19 protein-coding genes and 1 tRNA gene are annotated in these 21767 nt (G+C 69.1%); 8 read left to right on the forward strand and 12 right to left on the reverse strand.

Going from position 1 to position 21767, the window contains the following annotated elements:
* Window positions 1-165: 165 nt before the first annotated feature.
* A complete protein-coding gene (locus tag ABZ434_RS00930) occupies window positions 166-1227 on the reverse strand; it encodes a GDSL-type esterase/lipase family protein (RefSeq protein WP_359131095.1) in 1062 nt (353 codons plus the stop codon).
* A gap of 1047 nt (window positions 1228-2274) precedes the next feature.
* On the opposite strand from ABZ434_RS00930, the gene ABZ434_RS00935 reads away from it, so the two are divergent.
* The 7 genes from ABZ434_RS00935 to ABZ434_RS00965 all read left to right on the forward strand — a co-directional run bounded on the left by ABZ434_RS00935 (window position 2275) and on the right by ABZ434_RS00965 (window position 10524).
* Window positions 2275-2547: a hypothetical protein gene (locus ABZ434_RS00935; protein ID WP_359131096.1), complete on the forward strand. Its 273-nt coding sequence runs from the start codon at window positions 2275-2277 to the stop codon at window positions 2545-2547.
* 29 nt (window positions 2548-2576) lie between these two features.
* Window positions 2577-4601, forward strand: a complete 2025-nt coding sequence (locus ABZ434_RS00940; protein WP_359131097.1) for a hypothetical protein — start codon at window positions 2577-2579, stop codon at window positions 4599-4601.
* The gene (locus ABZ434_RS00945; RefSeq protein WP_359131099.1) at window positions 4570-4719 is read left to right on the forward strand and encodes a hypothetical protein; all 150 of its coding nucleotides are present in this window, start codon (window positions 4570-4572) and stop codon (window positions 4717-4719) included. Before ABZ434_RS00940 ends, ABZ434_RS00945 begins: the two co-directional genes overlap by 32 nt.
* A gap of 1287 nt (window positions 4720-6006) precedes the next feature.
* Entirely contained in the window at window positions 6007-6750 is a 744-nt protein-coding gene (locus tag ABZ434_RS00950; RefSeq protein ID WP_359131100.1) for an NUDIX domain-containing protein, read from the forward strand.
* Entirely contained in the window at window positions 6751-7911 is a 1161-nt protein-coding gene (locus ABZ434_RS00955; RefSeq protein WP_359131101.1) for a 5'-methylthioadenosine/S-adenosylhomocysteine nucleosidase, read from the forward strand. It begins immediately after the preceding gene.
* A 179-nt stretch (window positions 7912-8090) separates the two neighbouring features.
* Window positions 8091-9896, forward strand: a complete 1806-nt coding sequence (locus ABZ434_RS00960) for a hypothetical protein (protein WP_359131414.1) — start codon at window positions 8091-8093, stop codon at window positions 9894-9896.
* A 94-nt stretch (window positions 9897-9990) separates the two neighbouring features.
* Window positions 9991-10524: a hypothetical protein gene (locus tag ABZ434_RS00965; protein WP_359131102.1), complete on the forward strand. Its 534-nt coding sequence runs from the start codon at window positions 9991-9993 to the stop codon at window positions 10522-10524.
* 479 nt (window positions 10525-11003) lie between these two features.
* Here the strand turns inward: ABZ434_RS00965 and ABZ434_RS00970 are convergent.
* The 11 genes from ABZ434_RS00970 to ABZ434_RS01020 form a co-directional block, all read right to left on the reverse strand.
* Window positions 11004-11076, reverse strand: a tRNA-Arg gene (locus tag ABZ434_RS00970).
* Between the two features lie 142 nt (window positions 11077-11218).
* Window positions 11219-12736 carry an AMP-binding protein gene (locus ABZ434_RS00975; RefSeq protein ID WP_359131103.1) on the reverse strand — a complete coding sequence of 506 codons (1518 nt, stop codon included), beginning with the start codon at window positions 12734-12736 and terminating at the stop codon, window positions 11219-11221.
* The gene (locus ABZ434_RS00980; RefSeq protein ID WP_359131106.1) at window positions 12733-13158 is read right to left on the reverse strand and encodes an acyl-CoA thioesterase; all 426 of its coding nucleotides are present in this window, start codon (window positions 13156-13158) and stop codon (window positions 12733-12735) included. Before ABZ434_RS00980 ends, ABZ434_RS00975 begins: the two co-directional genes overlap by 4 nt.
* Window positions 13155-13493 carry a holo-ACP synthase gene (locus tag ABZ434_RS00985; RefSeq protein WP_359131107.1) on the reverse strand — a complete coding sequence of 113 codons (339 nt, stop codon included), beginning with the start codon at window positions 13491-13493 and terminating at the stop codon, window positions 13155-13157. The genes ABZ434_RS00980 and ABZ434_RS00985 overlap by 4 nt, the downstream gene beginning before the upstream one ends.
* Entirely contained in the window at window positions 13483-14448 is a 966-nt protein-coding gene (locus ABZ434_RS00990) for a hypothetical protein (protein WP_359131108.1), read from the reverse strand. The genes ABZ434_RS00985 and ABZ434_RS00990 overlap by 11 nt, the downstream gene beginning before the upstream one ends.
* A gap of 25 nt (window positions 14449-14473) precedes the next feature.
* Window positions 14474-14734 (reverse strand): hypothetical protein, encoded by a 261-nt coding sequence (locus ABZ434_RS00995; protein WP_359131109.1) that lies wholly within the window; start codon window positions 14732-14734, stop codon window positions 14474-14476.
* Between the two features lie 79 nt (window positions 14735-14813).
* Complete coding sequence (locus ABZ434_RS01000; RefSeq protein ID WP_359131110.1) at window positions 14814-15416, reverse strand: TIGR03086 family metal-binding protein; 603 nt, start codon at window positions 15414-15416, stop codon at window positions 14814-14816.
* 219 nt (window positions 15417-15635) lie between these two features.
* Window positions 15636-17084 carry a cytochrome P450 gene (locus tag ABZ434_RS01005; RefSeq protein WP_359131112.1) on the reverse strand — a complete coding sequence of 483 codons (1449 nt, stop codon included), beginning with the start codon at window positions 17082-17084 and terminating at the stop codon, window positions 15636-15638.
* Between the two features lie 132 nt (window positions 17085-17216).
* Window positions 17217-18560, reverse strand: coding sequence for a PLP-dependent aminotransferase family protein (locus ABZ434_RS01010; protein WP_359131113.1), 1344 nt, complete (start codon window positions 18558-18560; stop codon window positions 17217-17219).
* A 4-nt stretch (window positions 18561-18564) separates the two neighbouring features.
* Window positions 18565-19515 carry an alpha/beta hydrolase gene (locus ABZ434_RS01015; protein WP_359131115.1) on the reverse strand — a complete coding sequence of 317 codons (951 nt, stop codon included), beginning with the start codon at window positions 19513-19515 and terminating at the stop codon, window positions 18565-18567.
* A 46-nt stretch (window positions 19516-19561) separates the two neighbouring features.
* Entirely contained in the window at window positions 19562-20206 is a 645-nt protein-coding gene (locus ABZ434_RS01020) for a TetR/AcrR family transcriptional regulator (protein ID WP_359131116.1), read from the reverse strand.
* Window positions 20207-20273: 67 nt separating this feature from the next.
* Between ABZ434_RS01020 and ABZ434_RS01025 the strand changes: the two genes are divergently transcribed.
* Window positions 20274-21431, forward strand: a complete 1158-nt coding sequence (locus tag ABZ434_RS01025; RefSeq protein WP_359131117.1) for an alpha-hydroxy acid oxidase — start codon at window positions 20274-20276, stop codon at window positions 21429-21431.
* The last annotated feature ends 336 nt before the right edge of the window (window positions 21432-21767 follow it).

Below are 21767 nucleotides of genomic sequence, written 5' to 3' on the forward strand. Positions count from 1 at the left end.
GCCGGGCTGTCCGCCGGTCGGGAGGCGCCCCGGGCCCGGAAGGGCTTGCCCCTCCGTACCTCCTGGCGCCGTGCACGTCCTGCACACCCGGGGGCGCTCCTGCCGCCCGATCGGGCGGCAGGAGCACCTGACGTGCGGCCGCAGCCGACCACATCCTTCAGGAGGTCAGGAGGCCGTGCACGAGGCCGTCGGCGAGGGCGCGCCCGCCGCGTCCGACGTGCTCGCGAGAAAGCCGAACGTGGTGCTCGCCCCCGCCGCCAGCGTGCCGTTCCACCCGGCGTCGCGCACGGTCGCCCCGGTCAGCGCGCCGTTCCAGACCTGGGTGAGCCGGTTGCCCGCCGGGAGCTGGAGGGTGACTGCCCAGGCCGAAGTAGCCGCCGTCGCAGAGGTGTTGGTGACCGTCACCTCGCCCTGGTACCCGCCCTGCCACGCGGACACCGCCCGGAAGACCGCCGAACACCCTCCGTTCCCGGGCTCACCGGGCTCCTCGGGGACTCCCGGGGTGAGCAGGGCCGACAGTGCCGGGAACCAGCGGGCCGCCATCTTGGCGTCACCGGCAGCGTTGGGGTGGACGCCGTCGTAGGTGTCGGTGGCCGTGTCGAAGCCCGTCCACTGGTCGACGACGGTGACCGGCGACTGCGCGGTGGTGATGCCCGCGGCCCAGGCCGGAATGCGCGCGTTGAAGGCGACCGTACGAGCGGCGCACTCGGCGCAGCTGCTCGGATTGATCGGTATGAGCTGGGCGACCAGCACCTTCATCGCAGGGTTGGCGGCCCGCATCTGGCCGACCAGCTTGGTGTACGCGGCAAGAATGGTGTCGGGCGCGATGCTGCTCCACACATCGTTCGTTCCGAAGTGCATCACCACGATGTCCGGCGCGGTCGTCGCCAGCCATCCGGGCAGCAGGTTCTGGTCGGCGGTGGTGGTGGCCAGGAAGCCCCCATGGCCCTCGTTGTCGGCGTCGTGCGTGAGGGCGCAACTCTGGGCGTTCAGTGTGCCGACGAAGTCGATGTCGGCGTAACCGGCCTTCTGCAGTTGGTCCCAGAGCATGGAGCGCCAGCAGCCCGGAGACCCGGTGATGGAGTCACCGAGCGGCATGATCCGTACCGGGGCCGCGGCCGTGGCCGCGGCGGCGGTGGGCGGTGCTCCGACCAGGCCCAGGCCGGCGGCTAGAACGAACAGGGCGGCCAGGAATGCGGCGTGGAGGGGGTGACGTCTGCTGCGCACGGGGTGTCCTTCCCGAAAGGGGCCGGAAGCGGGAGTGCGGATTCATACGCAGCGTGGGAGCGCTCCCACGCTGCGCGCCACCATCAACCCACGATTGGCTGTGACACGTCAATAAGGGGTGCGGGGTGCGGGTGCGGCTCATGGTCCCGGGCCGCTGCGGATCGGCGCTCGGGCGTGCGTCGGAGAACGCCGATGCGAAAGGGCCGGCCGGAGAGGGGCAAGCCTCCGAAATGGCCCTTGGTGGGGTGTCTCCGGCGGGAGCCCGCGCTTCAGGGGCAATGCCTGGTCAAGCCTGTCGCCGGCGTGACCTGCGGTGCCGGTGTCCTGGTAGGGATCGCGCGGCGAGCCCCGTGATCCGGCTCAAGCCGCCCGCGACGGACCGATCGCTCACGCATCGCTCACGCGCTGCCGCCTGTCGAGCGGCGCGTGGGTCAGATCTGGCTGAGGGCGGTCTCCACCGGGAAGGGGCCGCCACCTTGAGGGCGCCGGTGAACACGTCTCCGTCCGTAGGTTCTCGTCGCGGGGTGGAGAACATGGCTGTACACCGGAGGAGGGGGGTGGGGGCTTGCCGGGAGGCGGCTTCGGGCGGAGGTGGTGTGCCGGGCGGCGCTCGCCGCAGATGTTGTACGGCACGTCCCGAACTGTCTCTGCACGGTGTTGTCCTGCGGCAGGCTGCGGTGGATCCGAGGCAAGGGGGCGCCGCACTGAAAGGCCCAATTGACCTCCATACCATGGAAGTTACTGCCCATGGAACATACTCTGGACTCACTCGATCGGGCGCTGCGGACCGCTAACGGGGTGGTTCCTGGCTGTCCGGGGGTAAGACCGTGCGGTTCGCGTGCGGGGTCACCTGACGACGGGAGGCGAGTGACCGTGTTAACGGAAGCGGCGATGGCAGTAGCGGCGGCCGGAGGCGGGGCCGTGGTGCAAGCGGCGGGATCGGATCTGTGGGCGGGGTTCCGGACTCGGTGTGCGCGGCTGATCGGGAGGGGCGATCCCCGTCGGGAGAGCGACGCCCTCGACCAGTTGGACCGGACGGCCGCTGACTTGCGGGACGCTGACGACGGAGAGCGGGAGCGCGTCCGAGACGATCACGCGCGCCTGTGGGAGGAGCAGTTCGCCCTGCTGCTGGAGAGCATGCGGCAGCAGCCGGAGCAGAGCGAGCGCCTCATGGCCGGACTGCAGTCACTGGCGCGGGACTTCGGCGACTCGCGCGGCTCCTCCGGCGGTGTGCTGTCCGGCAACACCTTCAACGGACCTACCGCCTTCACCACCGGTGACCACAGCCCCCAGGAAGTCCGCTTCGGGCGCGAGGGATGAGTGGCCCGGGACCCGAGCGCCCCGGGGGGTTGTTCGGCAACGTTTTCAACGGGCTGACCGCCTTCACCACGGGCGATCACAGCCCTCTCAGCATCCATCACCACACCAGGCCCCTGTCACGGTTCGACGCGGCGGCAGACGAACTGGCGCGGGTCGTTCACGGCTATTGGAATGATGAGGCCGGGTACCGGCGGCTGCTGTCGCCGGCTCCGTTGCCGGTGCGCTGGCAGGTGGCCGGGCGCAACGTGGCGGGCCCGGTGGCCGGCGCGACCGCTGAAGGGACACGCGCCCGGTTCGCGCCATTGCCCGGCCTGAAGCCGATCACGCGCCAGAGCCTGCGGGACGGCGGCGACCTGAACCGGCTGCACGAGGTGTACGGCGGACTGGCCTCGGGCCGTCTGCTACTCATCGGCGCTCCCGCGGCCGGCAAGACGGCCGCCGCAGTACTGCTGCTCCTTGAGGCACTGAAGTACCGCGCGAGCCACCTGGACGTCCGGGAGCACATCCCCGTACCGCTGCTGCTGTCGCTTGACGGCTGGGACCCCAGGGAGCGCGCGGTGGAGTGGGCAGCCGGCCGAATCTCTCACGCATACACGTTGTTCCATGGCCGCAAGGGGCGTGAACTCGCCTGCGAACTGCTGGAGGCCGGCCGGATAGCGCTTTTCCTGGACGGGCTCGACGAGGTGACCGGTCGGCTTCGGGCCGCCATGGTCAGCGCCCTGGAGTCCCTGCCCTGTCGACTGGTGCTGTTGTCCCGGAAAGGAGAAGCCCAGCTGACCTCCAAGAAGGCCCGGCTCTCCGGCGCTCTCGCCGTGGAGCTGCCAGAGGTGGCCCCGCGGGAGGCAGCCGCCTACCTGCTCCGTGCAGTCCCCGCACAGCCCCCGCCCGCTTGGCAGGCGCTCACCCGTCGGCTCTTGGACGAGCCGGGCAGTGTCGTCGCCCAGGCGCTGCGCAGGCCGCTGTGGATCTCGCTGGTTCACGACGTCTACGGGGACGACGACCCGGTCGACGAACTGCTCGACACAGCCCGCTTCCCCCGCCCGCTCGACATCGAGAATCACCTGCTCGACCACGTGGTGACCGCGGCTTACACCCCGCGGGCCGCGTATCCCCACCGCCGCCCGCGCCACTCGCCCGAGACGGCCGAGCGCACACTTCGCCACCTGGCTGCCCGGCTCAACGAGGAGGGCACCCGTGAGCTGCGGTGGTGGCACATCCCCACCTGGGTGGCACCGCGACCCCGTGCGGTATTCCTGGCAGCCCTCGTCGGCCCGACGTTTGGTGCGCTCTCCGGCCTGGCGGGGTCGTATGGCTGGGGGCCCGTACGCGCCACCCTGCTCGGACTTTTCGCAGCGATCGGTGGCGCGTACGTGGCCGGTCGACTGCACGTGCAGTTCAGCGAGCGTCAGCCACTGCCGAGCGCGGGATGGCGTGACGTCTTCACACGGTTCTCCCTCGGGGTGGGCCTTCTGATCTGGGCTGTCTCGGCCTGCGGGCTCTGGTATGGCTACCGGCTCCAAGAAGACCCGATCCCCTTCTGGCTCTGCGGCATACTGGCCTTCGTCTGGGGCTTCGCTGCGACGATGGTGAGTGGCAGCGGGTTCGGGATTGTCCAGGGCACGTTCCTTGGCCTCGGATCGGGCCCGTCGTTCGCCCCACTCAGGAAGAGTGACCGGCCTCGTGTGGCGGACACCCGGTCGATCGGCCCGCGTGAGGTGTGGCGACATCACATCGGACTGCGCTTGGTCCTCGGCCTGACGGCGGGAGCCGGGTTCATGCTGTGGTACATCCCGATCACAGCCCGCACTTACGGGTGGGGATACGGCGCTGTGGTCGGCCTCGCCGCCGGCTCCTGGATCATCTTTGTCCCCTGTCTCCTCCGCAACCTGGCCATCGCCACGGCCCTGGCCGCCGTACAACTCTCGTTCACGGAAGGCTCGCCCGTACGCCTGATGGCCTTCCTGGAGGACGCTCACCGCCGCAACCTCCTGCGCGCGGTCGGCCCGGTGTACGAGTTTCGCCATGCCCGCTTGCAGGAGCGCCTGGGGCGGTGAAGCCGCCGCAGGCGCCCATGCGATCACCTACGACACCAGGCAGGTGCTCGGTCACTCCTCGATCACCACCACGTCGGACACGTGCACCAGCCTGCTCCCCGAAGGATCCGGCAATTGAACCATCCTAGGAACAAGGGGCGTTGACCGGGCGGTGAGGCCAGGAGCGCCGTTGCGGCGGCCGCCAAGCCGCCCGGCGGGAGGCACGGTTCGGGGCCGTTGAGGGGCCAGGTCGCCATTCGCCAGGATTCGCCACCCCTTGCAACGCGCTGACCAGGGCCTTCGTTTTTGATCTACGGTGACCTGCATCGCGCCACCCCTCAGCGCCACGGTCAGCCACGGGTTTTCGCCAAGTTCTTGATCTTGGTGTCGGGCGTGAACCTTGAAGCACCGGTTGATTTGCGCTTTCCTCGTCCTGGAACCGAGAGGTTCCCGGCCATGCATAAGGCCTGGCCCCGGGATGCACCCCGAAGCCAGGCCCGCATGCGGGGCTATGGGCGAGTCCGGCCGAGTAGATTGCGGCCGGGCTCGCTCGCCACCCAACCAGCCGTCCGGACCACCTTCGCCCCCTTACACAAAGTGCTCGACGCACCCTGCGATGGCAGTGACCGCCGAGAGAACCAGTGCCGCCAGTTGCACCCACTCGGACACGGGGCTTCTTCTGCGGCAGCGCCCCCGGGCTGTCGATCGCTCCATCTCGTCTGATCTCCCATCTCTCAATGTCCCCAACGGGGTTGGGACCCGCCGTGGTCAGGCGGGCGTGCGGGGGAGAGAGACATCAAACTCTCTGCAAGGTATACCGCCCCGTAATGGCGTGACGGGTAGTTCGGGGTGGCGATTGCTGGCGATTTCCCGCACACCGAGTCCGATCGTCGCTGCCTTCGAGTGCGAGCCGGTCCGGCGGGGCGACAGCGAAATATGTACATCCCCTTCGACCCGCTGCTGTGCTGCGGTGACAGCGATGGGGGCGACCAGTTCGCCTTCGTGGTCACGCCCTAGCGTCCGGGCATCTTCCTGTGGGACCACCGGGCCGACAGCCGGCTGTGGGTCGGACGGGAACTGGAGGACTATGTGCGCCGCTCCCTTGATGGCTATGGCTATGGCGATGGCGATGGCGGTGGCGAGTCGCCCTCCTTGATCGTCGTGTCCGACCCCGCCCCGCGCGGCACACGGCAGGGTCCGGTGGGGTCCGGCGGTGACCGGCGAGCGGCGTGCCGTGAAGCGTGTTGCCGAGGCGGGCATCGGGTGGGCCGCAGACGTCAGTTGGTCGGGAAGTGAATGCGCTGCCACCCGGTCTGCCCTCCATAAGGGCGAGTTGGCAGCCGTGACTGTCTCCGGCGCGCAGCGGCAGCGATCTCCGCGGCCTGGTTCTTGTTAAAGTGACAGAAACCCAAGTATGGTCAGTGTCATGGAAGTTGAGGAATGGTCACCGACTGCCGTGTTGCTGACAGTCGATCTCGTCATCCTGACGCTGCTGGAGGGGCGGCTGTGCGTCCTGCTCGTCGAGCGAGGCGAAGATCCGTTCAAGGGCATGGCGGCCCTGCCCGGTGGGTTCCTCAATCACGCCGGTGAGGAGATCCTGGACGCCGCCCACCGTGAGTTGAGAGAGGAAACCGCTCTGGTCGCCGGGTGGGTGCATCTCGAACAGTTGGCCACCTACGGCGAAGCGGGCCGTGATCCACGGGGGCGAGTCGTGTCCGTGGCCCACTTGGCGATCGCGCCGGGACTTCCCGAACCGGTCGCGGGAACGGACGCCGTGGCTGCTGCTTGGGTTCCGGCGGAAGCGGTTCTGTCCGGCGAGGTGGAGCTGGCCTTCGATCACCGCCGGATCGTGACCGACGGGATCGAACGTGCCCGTACCAAGATCGAATTTTCGGCGCTGGCCACGGCGTTCTGCGGAGAACTCTTCACCATCGTCGAGTTGCAGCAGGTGTACGAGGCGGTCTGGGGCGTCGAACTCGACACCCGCAACTTTTACCGGAAGGTACAGGCCGTCAAGGGGTTCATCATTCCCACCGACTCGGAACGCAGGAGTACCGGAGGCCGGCCCGCGCGGCTCTACCGGGCGGGGCCGAAGACGGTTCTGCTCACACCACTGATCCGACCTGTGCAGGCCAGGACGGACGAGGACACGAGAGGGGAAGGGGAATAGATGTCGAGGGACCTGGTGGTGATTCTCACCGCCCTCAATCTCGAGTACCAAGCCGTACGCCGGAGACTGGCCGGACCGCAGGTGCACCGCCATGAGCGCGGGACGCGGTTCGAGGTGGGAACCGTGCAGGGCACTTCATGCCGCGTCGCACTCGGTCTGACGAACAAGGGCAACCACTCCGCCGCGGTGATCGCCGAGCGCGCGATACAGGAGTTCTCGCCGGTGGCCGTGCTGTTCGTCGGTGTCGCAGGCGCCCTGTGGGACACCGCCCGGCTGGGCGACGTAGTGATGGCGACGCACGTGTACGCCTATCACGGGGGGACCAGCGAGGACGACGGACTAAAGGCCCGCCCGCGGGTGTGGGAGGCGGAACACGGCATCAGCCAGCTGGGCTCGCACCTCGCCCGTGTGAACGACTGGGCCGACGACCTGCCCGCTCGGGGGCGCGCGCCGCAGGTTCGCTTCGGTGCGATCGCCGCCGGCGAGGTCGTGCAGAACTCAAGGATCTCGGCTGAGGCGCAGTGGATCAGGCAGCACTACAACGACGCGCTCGCGATCGAGATGGAGGCCGCCGGTGTGGCACAGGCCGGTCATCTCAACGGGGCTCCGGTGGCCATCATCCGCGGAATCAGCGACCGGGCGGACGGCACGAAGACCAGCGCGAAGGACCGTGACGGGCAACCACGGGCCGCGGCGAACGCGGCGGCATTCGCCGCACGGCTGGCCGCGGAACTTGTGGCAGAACAGGAGCAGATCGCCATGTCCCATATAGACGGGGTCCCTACGGCCGACGGGTTCAAGAAGTACGTCAGCAACACCGCCCACAACAGCACCGTTGGCATCATGGCCGGCTCGGTCAAGGAGAGCAGCGTCCACGTGTACGCGGACGCCAAGGTGATGGGCCCGGCAGACCTGGTCGCGGAACTGGACGGCTTCCGTGAGCAACTGAAGCGTCACCACGTCGCGGGCGCCCTGGACGACGACACCTACCAGGAGGCGCTGGCCGATCTGGGCTCTGCCCACGGGGCGGCCCAGGAGGCGACCCCCGAATCGTCCAAGAGGGCCACCATGGCGCTCAAGAGGTTACGTGGCCTGATCGCCGAGGTCCCCGAACTGGTGGCCGGACTGGCCCCCCTCGTCGTCGCGGCGGGTGAATTGTGAGGGACGAGGGCAGCAGCGGCTCGTACAGTTCGGCCGCATTCGACTCGACTGTCGGAATCCAGGCAGAGACCGTACACAACTCCAGTGTCTACATCGTCCAGCCGGATGCGTCGCCGCAGGAGAAATACAAGGTCGGTGTGCGGTCCCTGGAGGACGGCATCGCCAGCCGTGCTCGCGACATGATCAGCGACGCGATGGCCCACGGGCACGACAACGCGGAGGTCCGCTTCCACTGGGTCCTCGCCATGCTCAGCGGGCGCGCCTATCACGACCTCAGCACCGAAGAGGTACAGCGGCTGCACCGTGCCTTCGGGCTCGTGCCGAGCTACGCCGAGGGAGAATGGAAGGATGCTCTGCGCGTCGCCTTCGAACTGCTGGAGATGCTCAGCACCACGGATGGCGAGAAGCAACCCGTGCTGGAAAAGTTGCGGGCGCTGCCGCCTCGTCGGCGCAACGCGATCCTCCGCCACCTCGATCTCGTCATCACCGGAGCGCTGAAGGACAGCCTCTGGGCCGAGAACCGCGAGCAGGCCGAGGCGGCTCGCTACGGCAATGACCGGGTCCAACGGGTCTGGGCCTACTTCGAACCCGACCCCATCGGACCGCGGGCCCTGCTGCCCCGTCCGAGCACCGCTTCCGTTCGCACCGGAGCCTTCTTCGTCCGAGCCGGCCTGTTCGTCGTCGTCACCGTATTCCTCTGGATCCTGGCGCTGGTCACGGATCCGGTGATGGCGGTCCTCGAACTGCTGGTGGGGCTCGGTGCGGGCCTCGCCGCGGCACACTTCGGCCGCCGATGGTGGTACCAGCGACATCAGCTCAAGGCCGGGAACCCCGCCTCCCCCTTTCCGTACGCAGGAGATCCAGCCCCGGACGGGGACGGGTTCACCCGTCGCGTCCGCCACTCGTTCGACCACTACTTCATTACCCGCGTGCCCCACGGACTCGGTGCGCACGAGTGGATGGGCCATACCGCTTACATCCGGGACGGCCTCGTAGCCGAGATCGCATTTCTCTACCGTGAGAGCCGGATCAGCGTGGACCGGGTCAACTGGCTGATCCGTTTTCTCGCCGAGGAAGCCCGAGACCGCCACAACGAGGGCACACTGTTCGATCAACGCCACCGGAGCCGGGCGTCCGTAGGGGCGCAGGCGCTCTGCGTGGTTGCCCTCATCGTTCTCGGCATGGCCGCTATGGCCCTCCTCGGAACGGTGGCCTCAGGTGACGACGCGTCGCGGATGCCGGCGGCCGTCCTGGCCGCGGCCGGTGCGGTCTGGTCCGGCCGCGCGTCTTCGGCCCTGTGGCTGGAGGCGCGAAGCGAAGAACGCCGTCTGGCCGAGGAAACCCGGGACCACCATGAGCGGCTGGCCGCGCGGCAGGCCGCGTACCAGAACTGGAAGTCCTTCCTGGACACCACGCGACCCACCGAGCTGGAGATGGAGACCTGGCTCACCTGCGACAAAACGCTCTTCGTCGACGAAGCACTCCGCCACTACCAGCTCACGTGGCGAGACCTGATCACCCACACCATCCTGGTCACACCCGCACGCCCCTACAAGCGCGGACGCGTGAAGGCCGGGCCCTGGCGATACTCGCGCTACAGCTTCCGTCTGTTCCTGGTCACACAGGATGGCGTGCGTGAAATCAGCACGGAGTTCGATTTCGCCGACGCCAAACGCGGGGACGAGCAGCGGAGCAACTACCGTTTCGATGCCCTGTCCTCCGTGCAAGTCACGGAACGCACCCATGTCGGCTATGACCTGGAACTCGTCCTGACCAACGGGCCGGCCAGGAACATCCGTGTCAAGGACGCCGACAGCCATCAACTGGCGCCGGGTGAGAACGCCCAGGAGATCGCCGAAATCGACCTCAACGCGGCTGGCTTCATTCACACATTCCGCCTCCTGGAAGGAATCGCGGCCGACGGAAAGGGTTGGATCGAGCGAAACAACCCCAACAACCTGCCGTCCTTCCGCGCCGCCACCTGAGTCCTCCGGGTTTCGGGGTGGGCAGGGTGCCGGAGCGCCGCAACCCTGCCCGCCCACTCGTCAGCCCGGCCGGGAAACGAACTGAGGAAGGGCCATGGCCGCTACAGAAGACGTCACCGAGAGCAGACTGCTGCTTACCGAGTATGACCGCATCAAGGAGGAGCAGAAGACCCGGATCGGTTTCCGTGACAACCTGCTCTATTTCACGCTCGCGGCGTCCACCACGGTGACGGCGATCGCCGTCCAGAGCGGGCTGGCCCAACTGCAGCTGGCCGTGCCCGTGATCTGCCTGGTCCTGGGCTGGACCTACCTGGTCAACGACGAGAAGATCTCGGCGGTCGGCTGCTACATCCGTGACCGGCTGGGACCACGGCTGGCCGAGCTCAGCGGCGCCCGCGGCGCGGTGTTCGGCTGGGAGATCTACCACCGTGACGATGCGAGCCGCAGTATGCGCAAGCGACTGCAGACCGCGGTGGACCTGTTCACGTTCCTGGCCCTGCCGATGATCTGCATCACCGCGTTCTGGTGTTCTCCGGCCGTTCAGCCCCTCCTCATGATCGTGTCCCTCGCGCAGACGGTGGCCCTGGCCGTACTCGGCTGGCAGTTCCTGCGATATGCGGAGCGGTAGTGCGTCCAGGGGCGCGCCGCGTGTGCCGTCCCGACCGGTGGGGCCGAGTATCCGCCCCTACGGCGCTGAACCGGCCGCGGGCGGCGCGGGCGGGTGATGAGCGTACTGGCTGCCGACCGCCCAGCGAGCTGATCTCGTTCACGCCCATGCCTGTCGGCCGGCCTTTCGTCCGATCTCCAGGCCTCGCCCGAACAGCTGTGATCAGGGCTGCACAAGACGGATCCCCAGGCGAGCGGCCCCACCCTCCGTACTACCCGCCGTAGTTCGAGGCGGCCGCGGTCGCGCGGTACGAGTCGCGGCCCGAAGCGACGATCAGGTCGGTCGCAACCAATCTGGGGACCAACCCCGGGACGCTGCGGAACTGCGTGAGGGCACGTCTGCGCCCCGTCCGCTCACGCAAACGGCCCCGGACGAGGAGTCCGAGGCCGAGCAGGCCCCTCCCTGGGGGATAAACCCCAGGTCAGAGCGGCAACGCGTTGTGCCCCCGGCAGGATTCGAACCTGCGACACCCGCTTTAGGAGAGCGGTGCTCTATCCCCTGAGCTACGAAGGCGGGGCTTAATCGCTGACAGCCTAGCGGATAGGGGTTGCGGCGGTCGCCCCCGTTGGTGCTGGGCGCTGTCCGGGTTCGGGGCAGGGCCTCTGACCTGGAGAGTTTCCTCTTGGGTGGACGGGGCCGGCGGGCGCCGGGCCGGTCATCCCAGCGTCCCCTGCTCCAGTTGCGCGGCCATATGGGTACGGGCGGGCTTGCCGCTCGCCGTCCTGGCCACCGCGCTGTGCGGCACCTCCATCACGCGCTCCGGGGACATGCCGAAGTCGGCGGCGATGCGGGTGGCCACCTCGGCGGTGTCGATGTGCTGGGCCCGCTCCGGTACGACGACCACGGCGAACGACTCGCCGGACGGCAGGACCACGCATTCGGCGACGCCGGGAACGGTTGCCGCCACCTGCTCGATGTCCGTGGCGAAGATGTTCACGCCGCTGACGGAGATGCGGTCGCCTCTGCGGCCGCTCAGGTGGAGCCGGCCCGAGCGCAGGCAGCCCAGGTCGCCCGTGTCGAACCAGGTGGTGCGGTGGTCGGTGGCCCCGTCGTAGCCGTCGAACAGCGTGGCCCCGCGCAGCTGTACCGAGCCGACCTCCGCCTCCGCGCAGTCGAGGCCCGCCTCGTCCACGATGCGCAGGTCCAGGCCGGGCATGGTGCTGCCGAGGCACGCCGAGGTGGCGGGCCCGTCCGCCCGGAAGCTGGTGGCGGCGTCCACGTAGCGGTGCGAGGTGGCCATCAGCGCCGCCTCGGCCAGTCCGTAGCAGAACACCAGGGCCGTCGGGTCGAATCCCCAGGGCTCGGCGGCGTCGAGGAAGGTGCGTACGGACTGCGGGCGGATGGGTTCGGCCCCGCAGAACACGGTGCGCCAGACGCTGAGCAGCTGCGGGTCGATCGCGTCCTGTCCGGCCGCCGCCTCATCGATCCGGGCCGAGAGATAGCGCAGCATGAAGTCGGGCAGGGCGCTGTGCACGCTCTCCGCGTCGCGCATCAGCCGCAGTGCGGCCATGGGCCTGCGCAGGAAGGTGCCCGGCTCCTCGACGACCAGGTCGATGCCCTGGACGAGGGAGGTCAGCACCCCGATGAGACCCATGTCGTGATGGAGCGGCAGAGCGATCAGACCGGCGTGGCCGGGCTTCATGCCCGCGACGATGCGGATGGCCTGGATGTTGCCGAGCACGGCCCGGTGGCTGAGCGGGATGGGACGGGGCATCCCGGTGGAGCCGCTCGTGTACTGGATGAAGGCGAGGTCGTCCCGGCCCGCGGGAGCGGGTTCGGGGGTGGCCCCGGCCCGCAGGACCAGCCGGAGCTCGTTCAGGCCGTGCCCGGAGATGCGGAAGGCGTGGCGCACGTGCTGCTGCTGCGTCACCATCGCGAAGTACTGCCCGGTGATCGCACCCGGGACGCGTGGCTTCACGGAGACGGGGATCGCGCCCATGTGCATGAGGCCCAGGAGGGCGAGCACGCCCTCACGGGAACTGCCGATGCGGAGCATCACCCGGTCCCCGGGACGGACCCCCTGCTGTGTGAAACCACCGGCGGCGGCCGCGATCTGTTCGGCGAAGGCGGGGTATGTCAGGCACTCCCGCTTGGCGGACGTGCCGAAGGTGACGGTCGCGTCGTGCCGGTGGGCCTGGCCGGCGACGGCCTCCTGCAGTGTGCTTGCGGTCATGCCGCCCTCCCTGGCGTGTTCAGAAGTGCCTCCAGGTCGGCCCGGTGAATCCGCTTGGTGTCACGGTCGACGAGCCCCAGCCGGACCCGTCCCCGGGCGACCACGGTGCCGTCGGTCCGCTCGATGTCCTGAGTCAGCGTGAAGCTGTACGCGGACTGGCCTGCCAGCGATGTACGGATGACGAGACGGCCCACGGGGTCCCAGTCGACCGCCTTCAGATAGTCCAGCTGGAGCTGCAGGACCACTGCCACCAGTGAGCTGTCCCGCAGGTCGGCCCCCAGGGCGAGCCCCCACTGCCAGCGGCCCGACTCGAGGAGCTGGACGTGCACGCTGTTGTTCAGGTGCCCCGCCCAGTCGAAGTCGTTGGGACGCAGCCCGACTTCACAGGTGTGCTCGAACTCCTGCGGTGTGACGGTGTTCACGGGGCCTGCCCCTCACTCCCTGTCGGCCCGGCCAGGAGGACGACCACCGCACCGGCGAGATCGCCGGTGTGGCTGATCGACAGGTCCATGGCGAGGTGCTGCTGCCGGTGCCACCGGGCGATCTGCCCGTGCAGTTGGATGCGGGGCTGCCCTGCGGGGCCGTGCACCACCTCGATCTCGGGGAAGGTGTGGGCCGGGGCGCCGCCCAGGGAGCTGAGGGCCTTGACGAAGGCCTCCTTGGCCGAGAACAGCCCGGCCAGGGAGGCGTGGGGGTCGGGGCGGGAGTGGCAGTGCGCCAGTTCACCGGCCGTGAACAGCGCGCCGCTATTGAGCAAGTGCGGCTTCGCGCGCAGCTCCGTTACGGACTGCAGATCGAATCCGGTCGACATCGTTCGTGCGGAGGCTGGCGAAGTAGGCACGCTTGAGGTCCTCATACGATTGGGTCTGGACGCCGGTCACCTCGCGGACCAGGGCGAACACGCTGGTGAGCTTCTTCGCGTGCACCGACCCCTCGTGCAGTGCGTCGTCGGCGAGGGCGAACTCCTCGTCGCCGGAGCGGGTCCGCTCCCACCAGTTGACGTGGCCCTGGCGCTCGGTCTGGGCCTCACGCGCCGCACCGAAGGTCTCGCCCCCGTCGGGGCGGACCCAGCTGTACGCCATCGACAGGACGTCCTTGACGGGGTAGACGCCGGTGTCCACCAGGGCCTTGGCGAAGGACGCGAAGTACTGCCGGTGCTGCACCTCGTCCTTCATGACCGTGTGGAAGACGTCACGCACCAGGCCGTCCTGGGTGGCGCGGGACTGCCATCCGTACGACACGCAGGCTTCGATCTCCACACACGCCTGCAGGATGCAGACGCGGACGTAGTTGTCCATCGGGAGCTCGCCCCGGCACTCGACCACTTCGTCCTGGTCGATGGGGTCGACGCCCGCCATCTCCATGAGACGCCCGAAGGCGATCTCGTGGTGGGCCTCCTCCTCCAGCCAGTAGCGCGCCGACCAGGCCGCGGCGATGTGCAGCACGTCGGAGCCGAGCGGGTTGGACTCGCGGATCTCGTTGGCCAGTTTGACGCCGTCGACCGCCAGCCGGAGGCCGGCCGGCTGCGTGGTCAGTTCGGCGCGGGAGGCGTGCCACAGTGCGGCCTTGTCGCCGGCGCGGGGCCGGTCGAGGCGGCGGCCGTCGAAGAGGCTGTCCGTCCCCCAGCGCCGCTGCTCGTGGTAGCTCTGCTGGACGCGCAGCACATCGGTGATGGTGGCCCCGGCGCGGAGCTCCTTGGCTATGTCGGTCATGATCAGCACGGTTCGCGCCTTCCGTTCAGGAGGAGGTGGTGGCGAGCTGCTTGCCGAGGGCCGACACGACCTCTTCGGCGGTGTGATCGAGGGTCATCGTCGGCAGTTCGACGTCGTCGTCGACACCGACGTCGGCGAGCGCCCCCGCGAAGGCGTCCAGCAGGTCGATGGAGTTGATGGCGTTCGGAGAGGCGACCAGGACGGCGGACAGCGGCTGGCCGGCGAACACCTCCTCCTGAGTCAGGCCGAGCCGGCGTGCGACATGCGTTCTGAGGTCGGCGAGCATGCGTGTCTCCCTGTAGATGTCGGTGTGTGTGCGGGGCGGCGGCACGGCCTGTCGCCCGGCCCCGGAGGGACGCGGGGGCCTAGAGAGCCGCCGGAGCCGTCCAGTCGGGGGACCGCCCGAGCGTGGTCAGTACCAGGTCGAGTGAGCGCGCACCGGGTGCCGTGGGCAGGGCGGGGCGGAACAGCGCGTCCGGGCCGAGCCTTCGCTCGTCGTCCGGTACGCGCAGGGCGATCACCAGGGCTGCCTCGGCGGTCTCGCCGTCCAGGTCCAGGCTCACGCCCAGGGCCCGGGCCAGGTCCCAGCCGTGGACCACGTGGTCGAGGAAGTGGAACCCGATCGCGACCGTGGCGGGGAAGCGCCGGGTGTCGCTGATCTCCGGGAGGGTGAACTCCCGGGTCAGTACGCCTTGCGGGGCGAATGCCGCGAGGGCCGATTCGGCCGCCGCGCGGTAGGTCTTCAGCGGGTCGTCGCCGAGGGCGCCGGGCCGCCATGCGGAGAGGTCGGTCTCGGTACCCGCGGCGGCCGCGGCGAAGCCGTGGTGCTGGCCGGTCATATGGGCCACCAGTTGACGCAGTGTCCAGCCGGAGCACGGGGTGGGCAGGTCCCAGTCAGCGGGGCCCGCCTGCTCCAGGATGCGCACGGTCTCCAGCACAGCCGCTCGGTCCAGCTTCCGGATGTCCATACGGATCCTTTCAGCGAGTGGGAGCCCACGCAGCCGTCCCCGCGGTGGAGTGCGCGAGCAGAAAAACAATAGCACGACCGTACGTTTAGTTAGTGTGGCGGCGACGTGATTCGGAGGTTCATTCAGAGGTTCGAATCGATGGAGCCGAGGCGAAGACGTGCCGTCCGCTGCGGGAGCCGGCCGGTCGCGGTGGCTGCCGGCCGGCCGGCTCCCCAGTCCCTACGACAGGCCCTGACGGCCCACGGGACGGATGCGGCAGCGTGCCGTACCGGCTACGCGGAGACTGATCCCGGCGGCCACGGCGAGATCGGTGTCCACGGCTTCGAACTCGTAGGCGCGCAGGACCATCGCCAGGGCGATCACCGCCTCCAGCATCGAGAAGTGCTGCCCGATGCAGGCCCGCGGGCCCCCGCCGAAGGGGAAGTAGGCGTAGCGCGGACGGGTCGCCTCCACCTCCGGGGTGAACCGGTCGGGGTCGAAGCGCTCCGGGTCCGGCCAGTAGCGCGGGTGCCGGTGGGTGGCCCACGGCACCAGCATGACGTCGGCGCCCGCCGGGATGGTGTGGCCGTCGACCACGCTCGCGGCGACCGCGTTCCGGCCGGTGACCGGAGCCGCCGGGTAGAGCCGCATGGCCTCCTTGAGCACACGCATGAGGTAGGGGAGGCGGTCGAAGTCGGCGGCGTCGGGAGTCCGGTCCCCCAGGACGCGGCCGATCTCGTCGCGGGCCCGGGTCTGGATCTCCGGGTGGGTGGCCAGCAGATGCAGGGCGAAGGCCATCGAGGTGGCGGTCGACTCGTGCCCGGCGAGCAGGAAGATCAGCATCTGGTCGCGCAGTTCGGTGGCGTCGAGCTCCCCGTCCTCCTCGTTCGTGGCGGCGGCGAGCAGGGACAGCAGATCGTCTCCCGACGGGGCTGCGCCGCTGCGCCGCTCGGCGACGATCCGGTCGCACACCCCGTACAGCTCGTGCACCGCGGCTGCCGCCCGTTTGTTGCTCGGGGTGGGCCAGTTGCGGGGGAGGTTCGCGGGGGAGTATCCGCGGCGCATCGTGTATTCGGTGATGACCGGGAAGCACCGGTCCACGACGTCGATGGTGGCCTCCACGTCGGCGCCGAAGAGGATCCGGGCCACCGCGCGCAGCGCGAGGCGCATCATCTCGTGGGAGAGCTCGACGACGCCGTCCGGCGCCTGCTCCCAGGAGGCGAGGGTCGCCTCGGTCTCGGTGACGACGGCGCCGGCGTACCCGTCCACCCGGCGCTTGGTGAACAGTGGTTGCACCAGCCGCCGTTGGCGCAGGTAGTCGTCGTCCTGGCTGGTCAGCAGCCCGTTGCCGAAGGAGTCGCGTATCTCCTGGTAGAAGTGGTTGTCCTTGCGGAAGTTGGCCGCATCGGACCCCAGCACCTGGTGGACACCCTCCGCGGAGAACACGCAGTGCATCTCGGCGCGAAGGCCGGGCGGGCCCGCAGTGATCCGTACGACGTCGCCGTGCGCGTGCATCGCGCGTAAGTACGTGCCGAGCGAGTCCGATTTCAGGTCGAAGAGGGAGCCGAGCAGGGGGACCCCTGCGAGTTGCGGGATGTCCGTACCGGCGCCCGTGCCCGGCTCCGCCGGCCTGGGAGTCTCCGGGCGCGCGGGGGCGCCCGAGGGGACCGAATGCTCCTGGTGTCTCATGCGGTTCGGCTCCTTGTCGCAGTTGATGCTGTCGCTGTCGCTGTCGCGGGCGGGGTCGCCAAGGAGAGGCCGCCCCTCCGGCCGGGAAGCTGCCGCAGGGACGGCCCCGCCTTCACGTGGGTCCGCTGATCCCTACTGGTCTGCCCGGGCGGCCTGTTCGGTGATGAACGCGGCCAGTCTGCGGACGCCCTCGGCGATCTCCGCCGGGTTCAGGGCGCTGCACGACAGGCGCAGTTGGCTGCCTCCGCCGCCGTCGAGGTAGAAGTCGCTCATCGGGGTCCACAGCACGCCGAAGTTCCGTGCCGAGTGTTCGAGTGCCTTGGTGTCGGCGAGGAAGGGGACGTCGACGACGAGGAAGAAGCCGCCCTCCGGCCGGTTCCAGTCGACCCCGAGCTCGCGTCGCAAACGGTCCGGGAAGTGCCGCTCCAGCTCTTCCAGGAGGGTGTTCAGATTGGTGCGGTAGTAGGCGATGGCTTCGGCGTTGGCCGCCCGGAGCCGGCAGCCGGACTCGATGAGCAGCCCGCCGATGACGGCCTGGCTGATGGCCGACGTGTTGACCGTGGTCATGCTCTTGATCTTGGAAAGCTGGTCGGCGAGCAGTGTCCGCCCGCCCGTCGGGCCGATGACCTCCTGGTCGGCGATGACATAGCCGACGCGGGCACCGGGCAGCGCGGTCTTCGCGAACGATCCGAGGTGCAGGACCCGCTTCTCGCGGTCCAGGGCCTTGAGCGTGGGTCTGGAGGATCCTTCCCGCACGAAGAAGCCGTAGGGGTCGTCCTCCAGGATCAGCAGATCCTCCTGAGCGGCGATCTCCAGGAGCCGTTCGCGGGCGGCGACGGTCATGCTCGCACCCGAGGGGTTGGCGAAGTCCGGCACGACGTACAGGGCACGGGGCCGCCCGCCTGCCGCCCGTGTCCGCCGCACGCCCGCCAGGATCGCCTCCGGGTCCGGGCCGTCGGCACCCTCCTGTACGGGGCACAGCGCGATGTCGAGCAGCCGGGCTGCGCCGGTGACCCCCACGTAGCAGGGAGAACTGACGAGCAGGGTGTCCTCGGGGCGTGCGAAGAGGGCTCGCAGGGTGAGGAGCATCGCCTCCTGGCAGCCGGTCGTGACGACCACCGACTCCGGACTGACGTGGAATCCCTCGTCGTTGGCCAGGGTGCGGGCGATGAGGTCGTGGATGATGCCGTTGGTCCGGCCGTACTGGAAGAGCTGGGTGCGCACCCGGTCCTCGGACCAGCCGAGCTCCTGCTCCAGGTGGCCGGTGTAGGCCCGGAGGTACCGCACCAGGTCGTCCGTGGCGAACGTGCCCTCGGACGGCCTGCCGGGGGCGAACGACAGGGCCTCGGGGAAGCGTGAGACGACCTCGTTCAGGAAGTTCATCGCGTCGAGCACCGGGTCGGTGAGGGACGCGTGCAGTCCGGTGAGGTCGAGGGCCCGGGCGGTCCCGGTCGCGGGGGCAGTGGTGTCGCCCATGGGTTCAGCCTCTCGTCACGGCGCCGGCGAAGGCCTTGCGCAGATATCCGGCGGCCTGATCGAGGGCGCGGCGCCCCGCGTCCAGGGTGCCGCCCATCGCGAAGAAGCCATGGGCCACGCCCGGGTAGCGGGTCAGTTCGACGGGGACGCCGCAGTCCCGCAGCCGGCCGGCGTACTGCTCGCCCTCGTCGCGCAGCGGGTCGTACTCGGCGGTGATCACCAGAGCGGGCGGCAGCCCGGAGTGGTCGGGCGCCCGCAGGGGCGATACGAGGGGGTGGCTGCCGTCCTCGGGGGATGCCAGGTAGTTGTCCCAGTACCACTGCACGGACTTGTCGTTGAAGAGCAGCGGATCGGTGTTCTCGCGACGCGAGGGCGTGTCTGCGAGGTGGTCCGTGTTGGGGTAGACGAGCAGCTGGGCCAGCAGGTCGGGGCCCTGTGCCTCCTTGGCCATGAGGGTCACCGCCGCGGCCAGGTTTCCCCCCGCGCTGTCGCCGCCGACGGCTACGCGGGTGGGGTCGCCGCCGAACCGGCCGCCGTTCTCCACGGCCCAGCGCACGCCCGCGAAGCAGTCGTTCGGCGCGGCGGGGAACGTGTGCTCGGGTGCGAGCCGGTAGCCCACCGCGATGGTGAGGCAGCCGGCGGCGTTGGCCAGGCTCCGGCAGATCGCGTCGCTGGTCTCGATGGATCCCAGCGTCCAGCCGCCGCCGAAGAAGTAGACGAGAACGGGCAGCGGGCCCTCGCCGGCGGGCCGGTAGATCCGCACGGGAAGCGGCCCGGCCGGACCGGGAATCGACTCGTCGATCACCTCCCGCACCGGCTCGGGGTTTCCCGCATCGGCCTGGATGGCGGCGAGGTCGGCTGCCCGGGCCTCGTCGAGCGTCATGGTGTACAGCGGCCGGACGCCCTGCGCCGCGCGCTGGTCGTACAGGGCCTGGAACTGTGGGTCAAAGGGCATGGTGCCTCCGGGACATGGTTCACGGACCGCGTGACCGCGGGCCGTGTCAGGGTCTGTCGGGCAGCAGTGAGGGGTCCGTCGTCACGCCTCGCAGGCGCGTCAGGATGCCGTCGGCCGCCCTGCGGTAACAGGCGAAGTTGTTGTGCAGCACGGATTCGGCGTTGGCCATCTCCAGGAGGGCGACGAGCTCGAACGCGAGCTGGGGGATGTCCGTGTCGTCCCGGACCTCGCCCACCTGCCGGGCGTCGTCGATCGTCTGCTCGACGAAGGAGAACCAGTTGCTGTGTGCTCCGGCGACCGTGTCGTGCACCTTGCCCTCGCGGGCGTCGTACTCGGCCGAGACCGAGTAGAAGAAGCAGCCTCCGGGAAAGACGCGCTGTTCGGAATAGGTGAGCCACCTGCTGCAGAGGAGCAGGACCCGGCCGAGGCCGGCGGGCAGTTCACGGGTCGGCTGCACCACGTGCTCGATGAGGACCTTGATGGCCGCGTGCACGGTGGCGACCTGCAGCTCCTCCTTCGAGCCGAACAGGGCGAACACCCCGCTCTTGCTCAGCTTGAGTTCATTGGCCAGTCGGCCCAGTGACAGGCCTTCGAGGCCTTCGACCGATGCGATGCCGACTGCGTGCTGCAGGATCAACTGCCTGGTCTGGTTGCCGCGTTCGATCCGTCCATCGGGGCGCGCCAGAGTCACGCGACACCTCCTCATCTTCCCTGCGGGGGTACACGTCCCCGTGCGGCGGGCCCGCCCACTGTACTAAGTGGACGACCGTGCGGTCATTGTGCGAGAGTACATTTACCGTACGGCCGTGCGGTTAGTTGTAACGGGGGGATGCAGAGTGGCGGCGTTGGCGTTACGTGAGTACGAGGCTTCGGCCAGGGAGCGGATGTCCGGCCCTGTGTGGGACTTCCTGGAGGGCGGCAGCGGCACCGAGTCGATGCTGTCGGCGGGCCGTGAGGCGCTCGACAGGATCCGGCTCCGTCCCCGGTGTCTCGTCGACGTATCGGCGTGCGAGCCTGCCACCTCGCTGCTCGGGGCGAGTCTGGCCGCTCCGCTGGGCCTGGCGCCCGTCGCCTACCACCAACTCGCGCACCCCGAGGGCGAGGTGGCCACCGCGCGTGCCGCCGGCGCCGTGGGTGCGCTCTTCACGGTCAGTATGTTCGCCAGCCGCAGCATCGAGGACATCGCGGCGGCGGCGACCGGCCCCCTGTGGCTGCAGCTCTACTGGCTCAAGCGGCGCGAGTCGATGATCGACCTGATCCGTCGGGCGGAGGACGCGGGCTACGGGGCGCTGGTGCTGACGGTCGACGCTCCGCTGGTGGCGCGTCGGCCGCGGGATGTGCGCAATGGGTTCGCCGTTCCGGCGGGAATTCGTGCGGTGAATGTCGACCCTTCCGTGATGTCCGCCTCGCACAGTGCGGAGGCGGGGGAGTCCGCGATCGCGCGGCATTCGAAGGAGCAATTTGATCCTTCGATTACATGGGCGGATCTCGAATGGCTCCGGGAGCAGACCGCGCTGCCGCTGGTATTGAAGGGCGTGCTCTCGGGCGAAGATGCCGAGCGGGCCGTCGAGCATGGAATCGAAGGGCTCGTCGTCTCGAACCACGGAGGGCGGCAGCTGGACTTCGCCCGGGCCGCCGCCGATGCGCTGCCGGAGATCGCGGATGCCGTCGGCGGCCGATGCCGGCTGATCCTGGACGGGGCGGTCCGGCATGGAGCCGATATCGCCAAGGCGCTGTGCCTGGGTGCGGATGCGGTCTTTGTCGGGCGACCCGCACTCTGGGGACTGGCGCATTCCGGGAGCGAGGGAGTCGCGGCCGTCCTTCGGACGCTGCTGGACGAGTTCACCGAGGTGATGGCGCTGATGGGCGCTCCTCGGGTCAGTGATTTCCAGCGTTCGGGAATCGTTCGTCACTGAATCGGTCCGGTCTCACCGAATCACGTCCCGTTCCATCGGTCCGGTCTCACCTGACCGCGCCCCGTCCCATCGGTCCGGCCTCACCGAATCGCGTCCCGTTCCATCGCTCCGGTCGGGGCAAACGTATATGACGATCCAGTCCGACCCCATTCATCTTTTGTTCATCAAATGAATGGGGATTTTGGTGTGCCCGGAAATAGATTTCCGGTGCCGTGGCGGCGGCTACCCGTGAGTATTAATTCGCATCAGGCTTTACTTGATTACTCACTGGTAGTCCGCAAGCATGAATGTGTCGCCAAGGGGAATGTGGTGGCACTGCACGTCCGATATGTCGAT

The sequence above is a fragment of the Streptomyces sp. NPDC005761 genome (assembly GCF_040630635.1).
Taxonomy (GTDB): Bacteria; Actinomycetota; Actinomycetes; order Streptomycetales; family Streptomycetaceae; genus Streptomyces.

Coding starts and splice junctions, on each gene's coding strand:
- ABZ434_RS00945 (WP_359131099.1), top strand. CDS start 4,570: ATGCCCGCTTGCAGGAGCGCCTGGGGCGGTGAAGCCGCCGCAGGCGCC.
- ABZ434_RS00950 (WP_359131100.1), top strand. CDS start 6,007: ATGGAAGTTGAGGAATGGTCACCGACTGCCGTGTTGCTGACAGTCGAT.
- ABZ434_RS00955 (WP_359131101.1), top strand. CDS start 6,751: ATGTCGAGGGACCTGGTGGTGATTCTCACCGCCCTCAATCTCGAGTAC.
- ABZ434_RS00960 (WP_359131414.1), top strand. CDS start 8,091: ATGATCAGCGACGCGATGGCCCACGGGCACGACAACGCGGAGGTCCGC.
- ABZ434_RS00965 (WP_359131102.1), top strand. CDS start 9,991: ATGGCCGCTACAGAAGACGTCACCGAGAGCAGACTGCTGCTTACCGAG.
- ABZ434_RS00975 (WP_359131103.1), bottom strand. CDS start 12,736: ATGACCGCAAGCACACTGCAGGAGGCCGTCGCCGGCCAGGCCCACCGG.
- ABZ434_RS00990 (WP_359131108.1), bottom strand. CDS start 14,448: ATGACCGACATAGCCAAGGAGCTCCGCGCCGGGGCCACCATCACCGAT.
- ABZ434_RS00995 (WP_359131109.1), bottom strand. CDS start 14,734: ATGCTCGCCGACCTCAGAACGCATGTCGCACGCCGGCTCGGCCTGACT.
- ABZ434_RS01000 (WP_359131110.1), bottom strand. CDS start 15,416: ATGGACATCCGGAAGCTGGACCGAGCGGCTGTGCTGGAGACCGTGCGC.
- ABZ434_RS01005 (WP_359131112.1), bottom strand. CDS start 17,084: ATGAGACACCAGGAGCATTCGGTCCCCTCGGGCGCCCCCGCGCGCCCG.
- ABZ434_RS01010 (WP_359131113.1), bottom strand. CDS start 18,560: ATGGGCGACACCACTGCCCCCGCGACCGGGACCGCCCGGGCCCTCGAC.
- ABZ434_RS01015 (WP_359131115.1), bottom strand. CDS start 19,515: ATGCCCTTTGACCCACAGTTCCAGGCCCTGTACGACCAGCGCGCGGCG.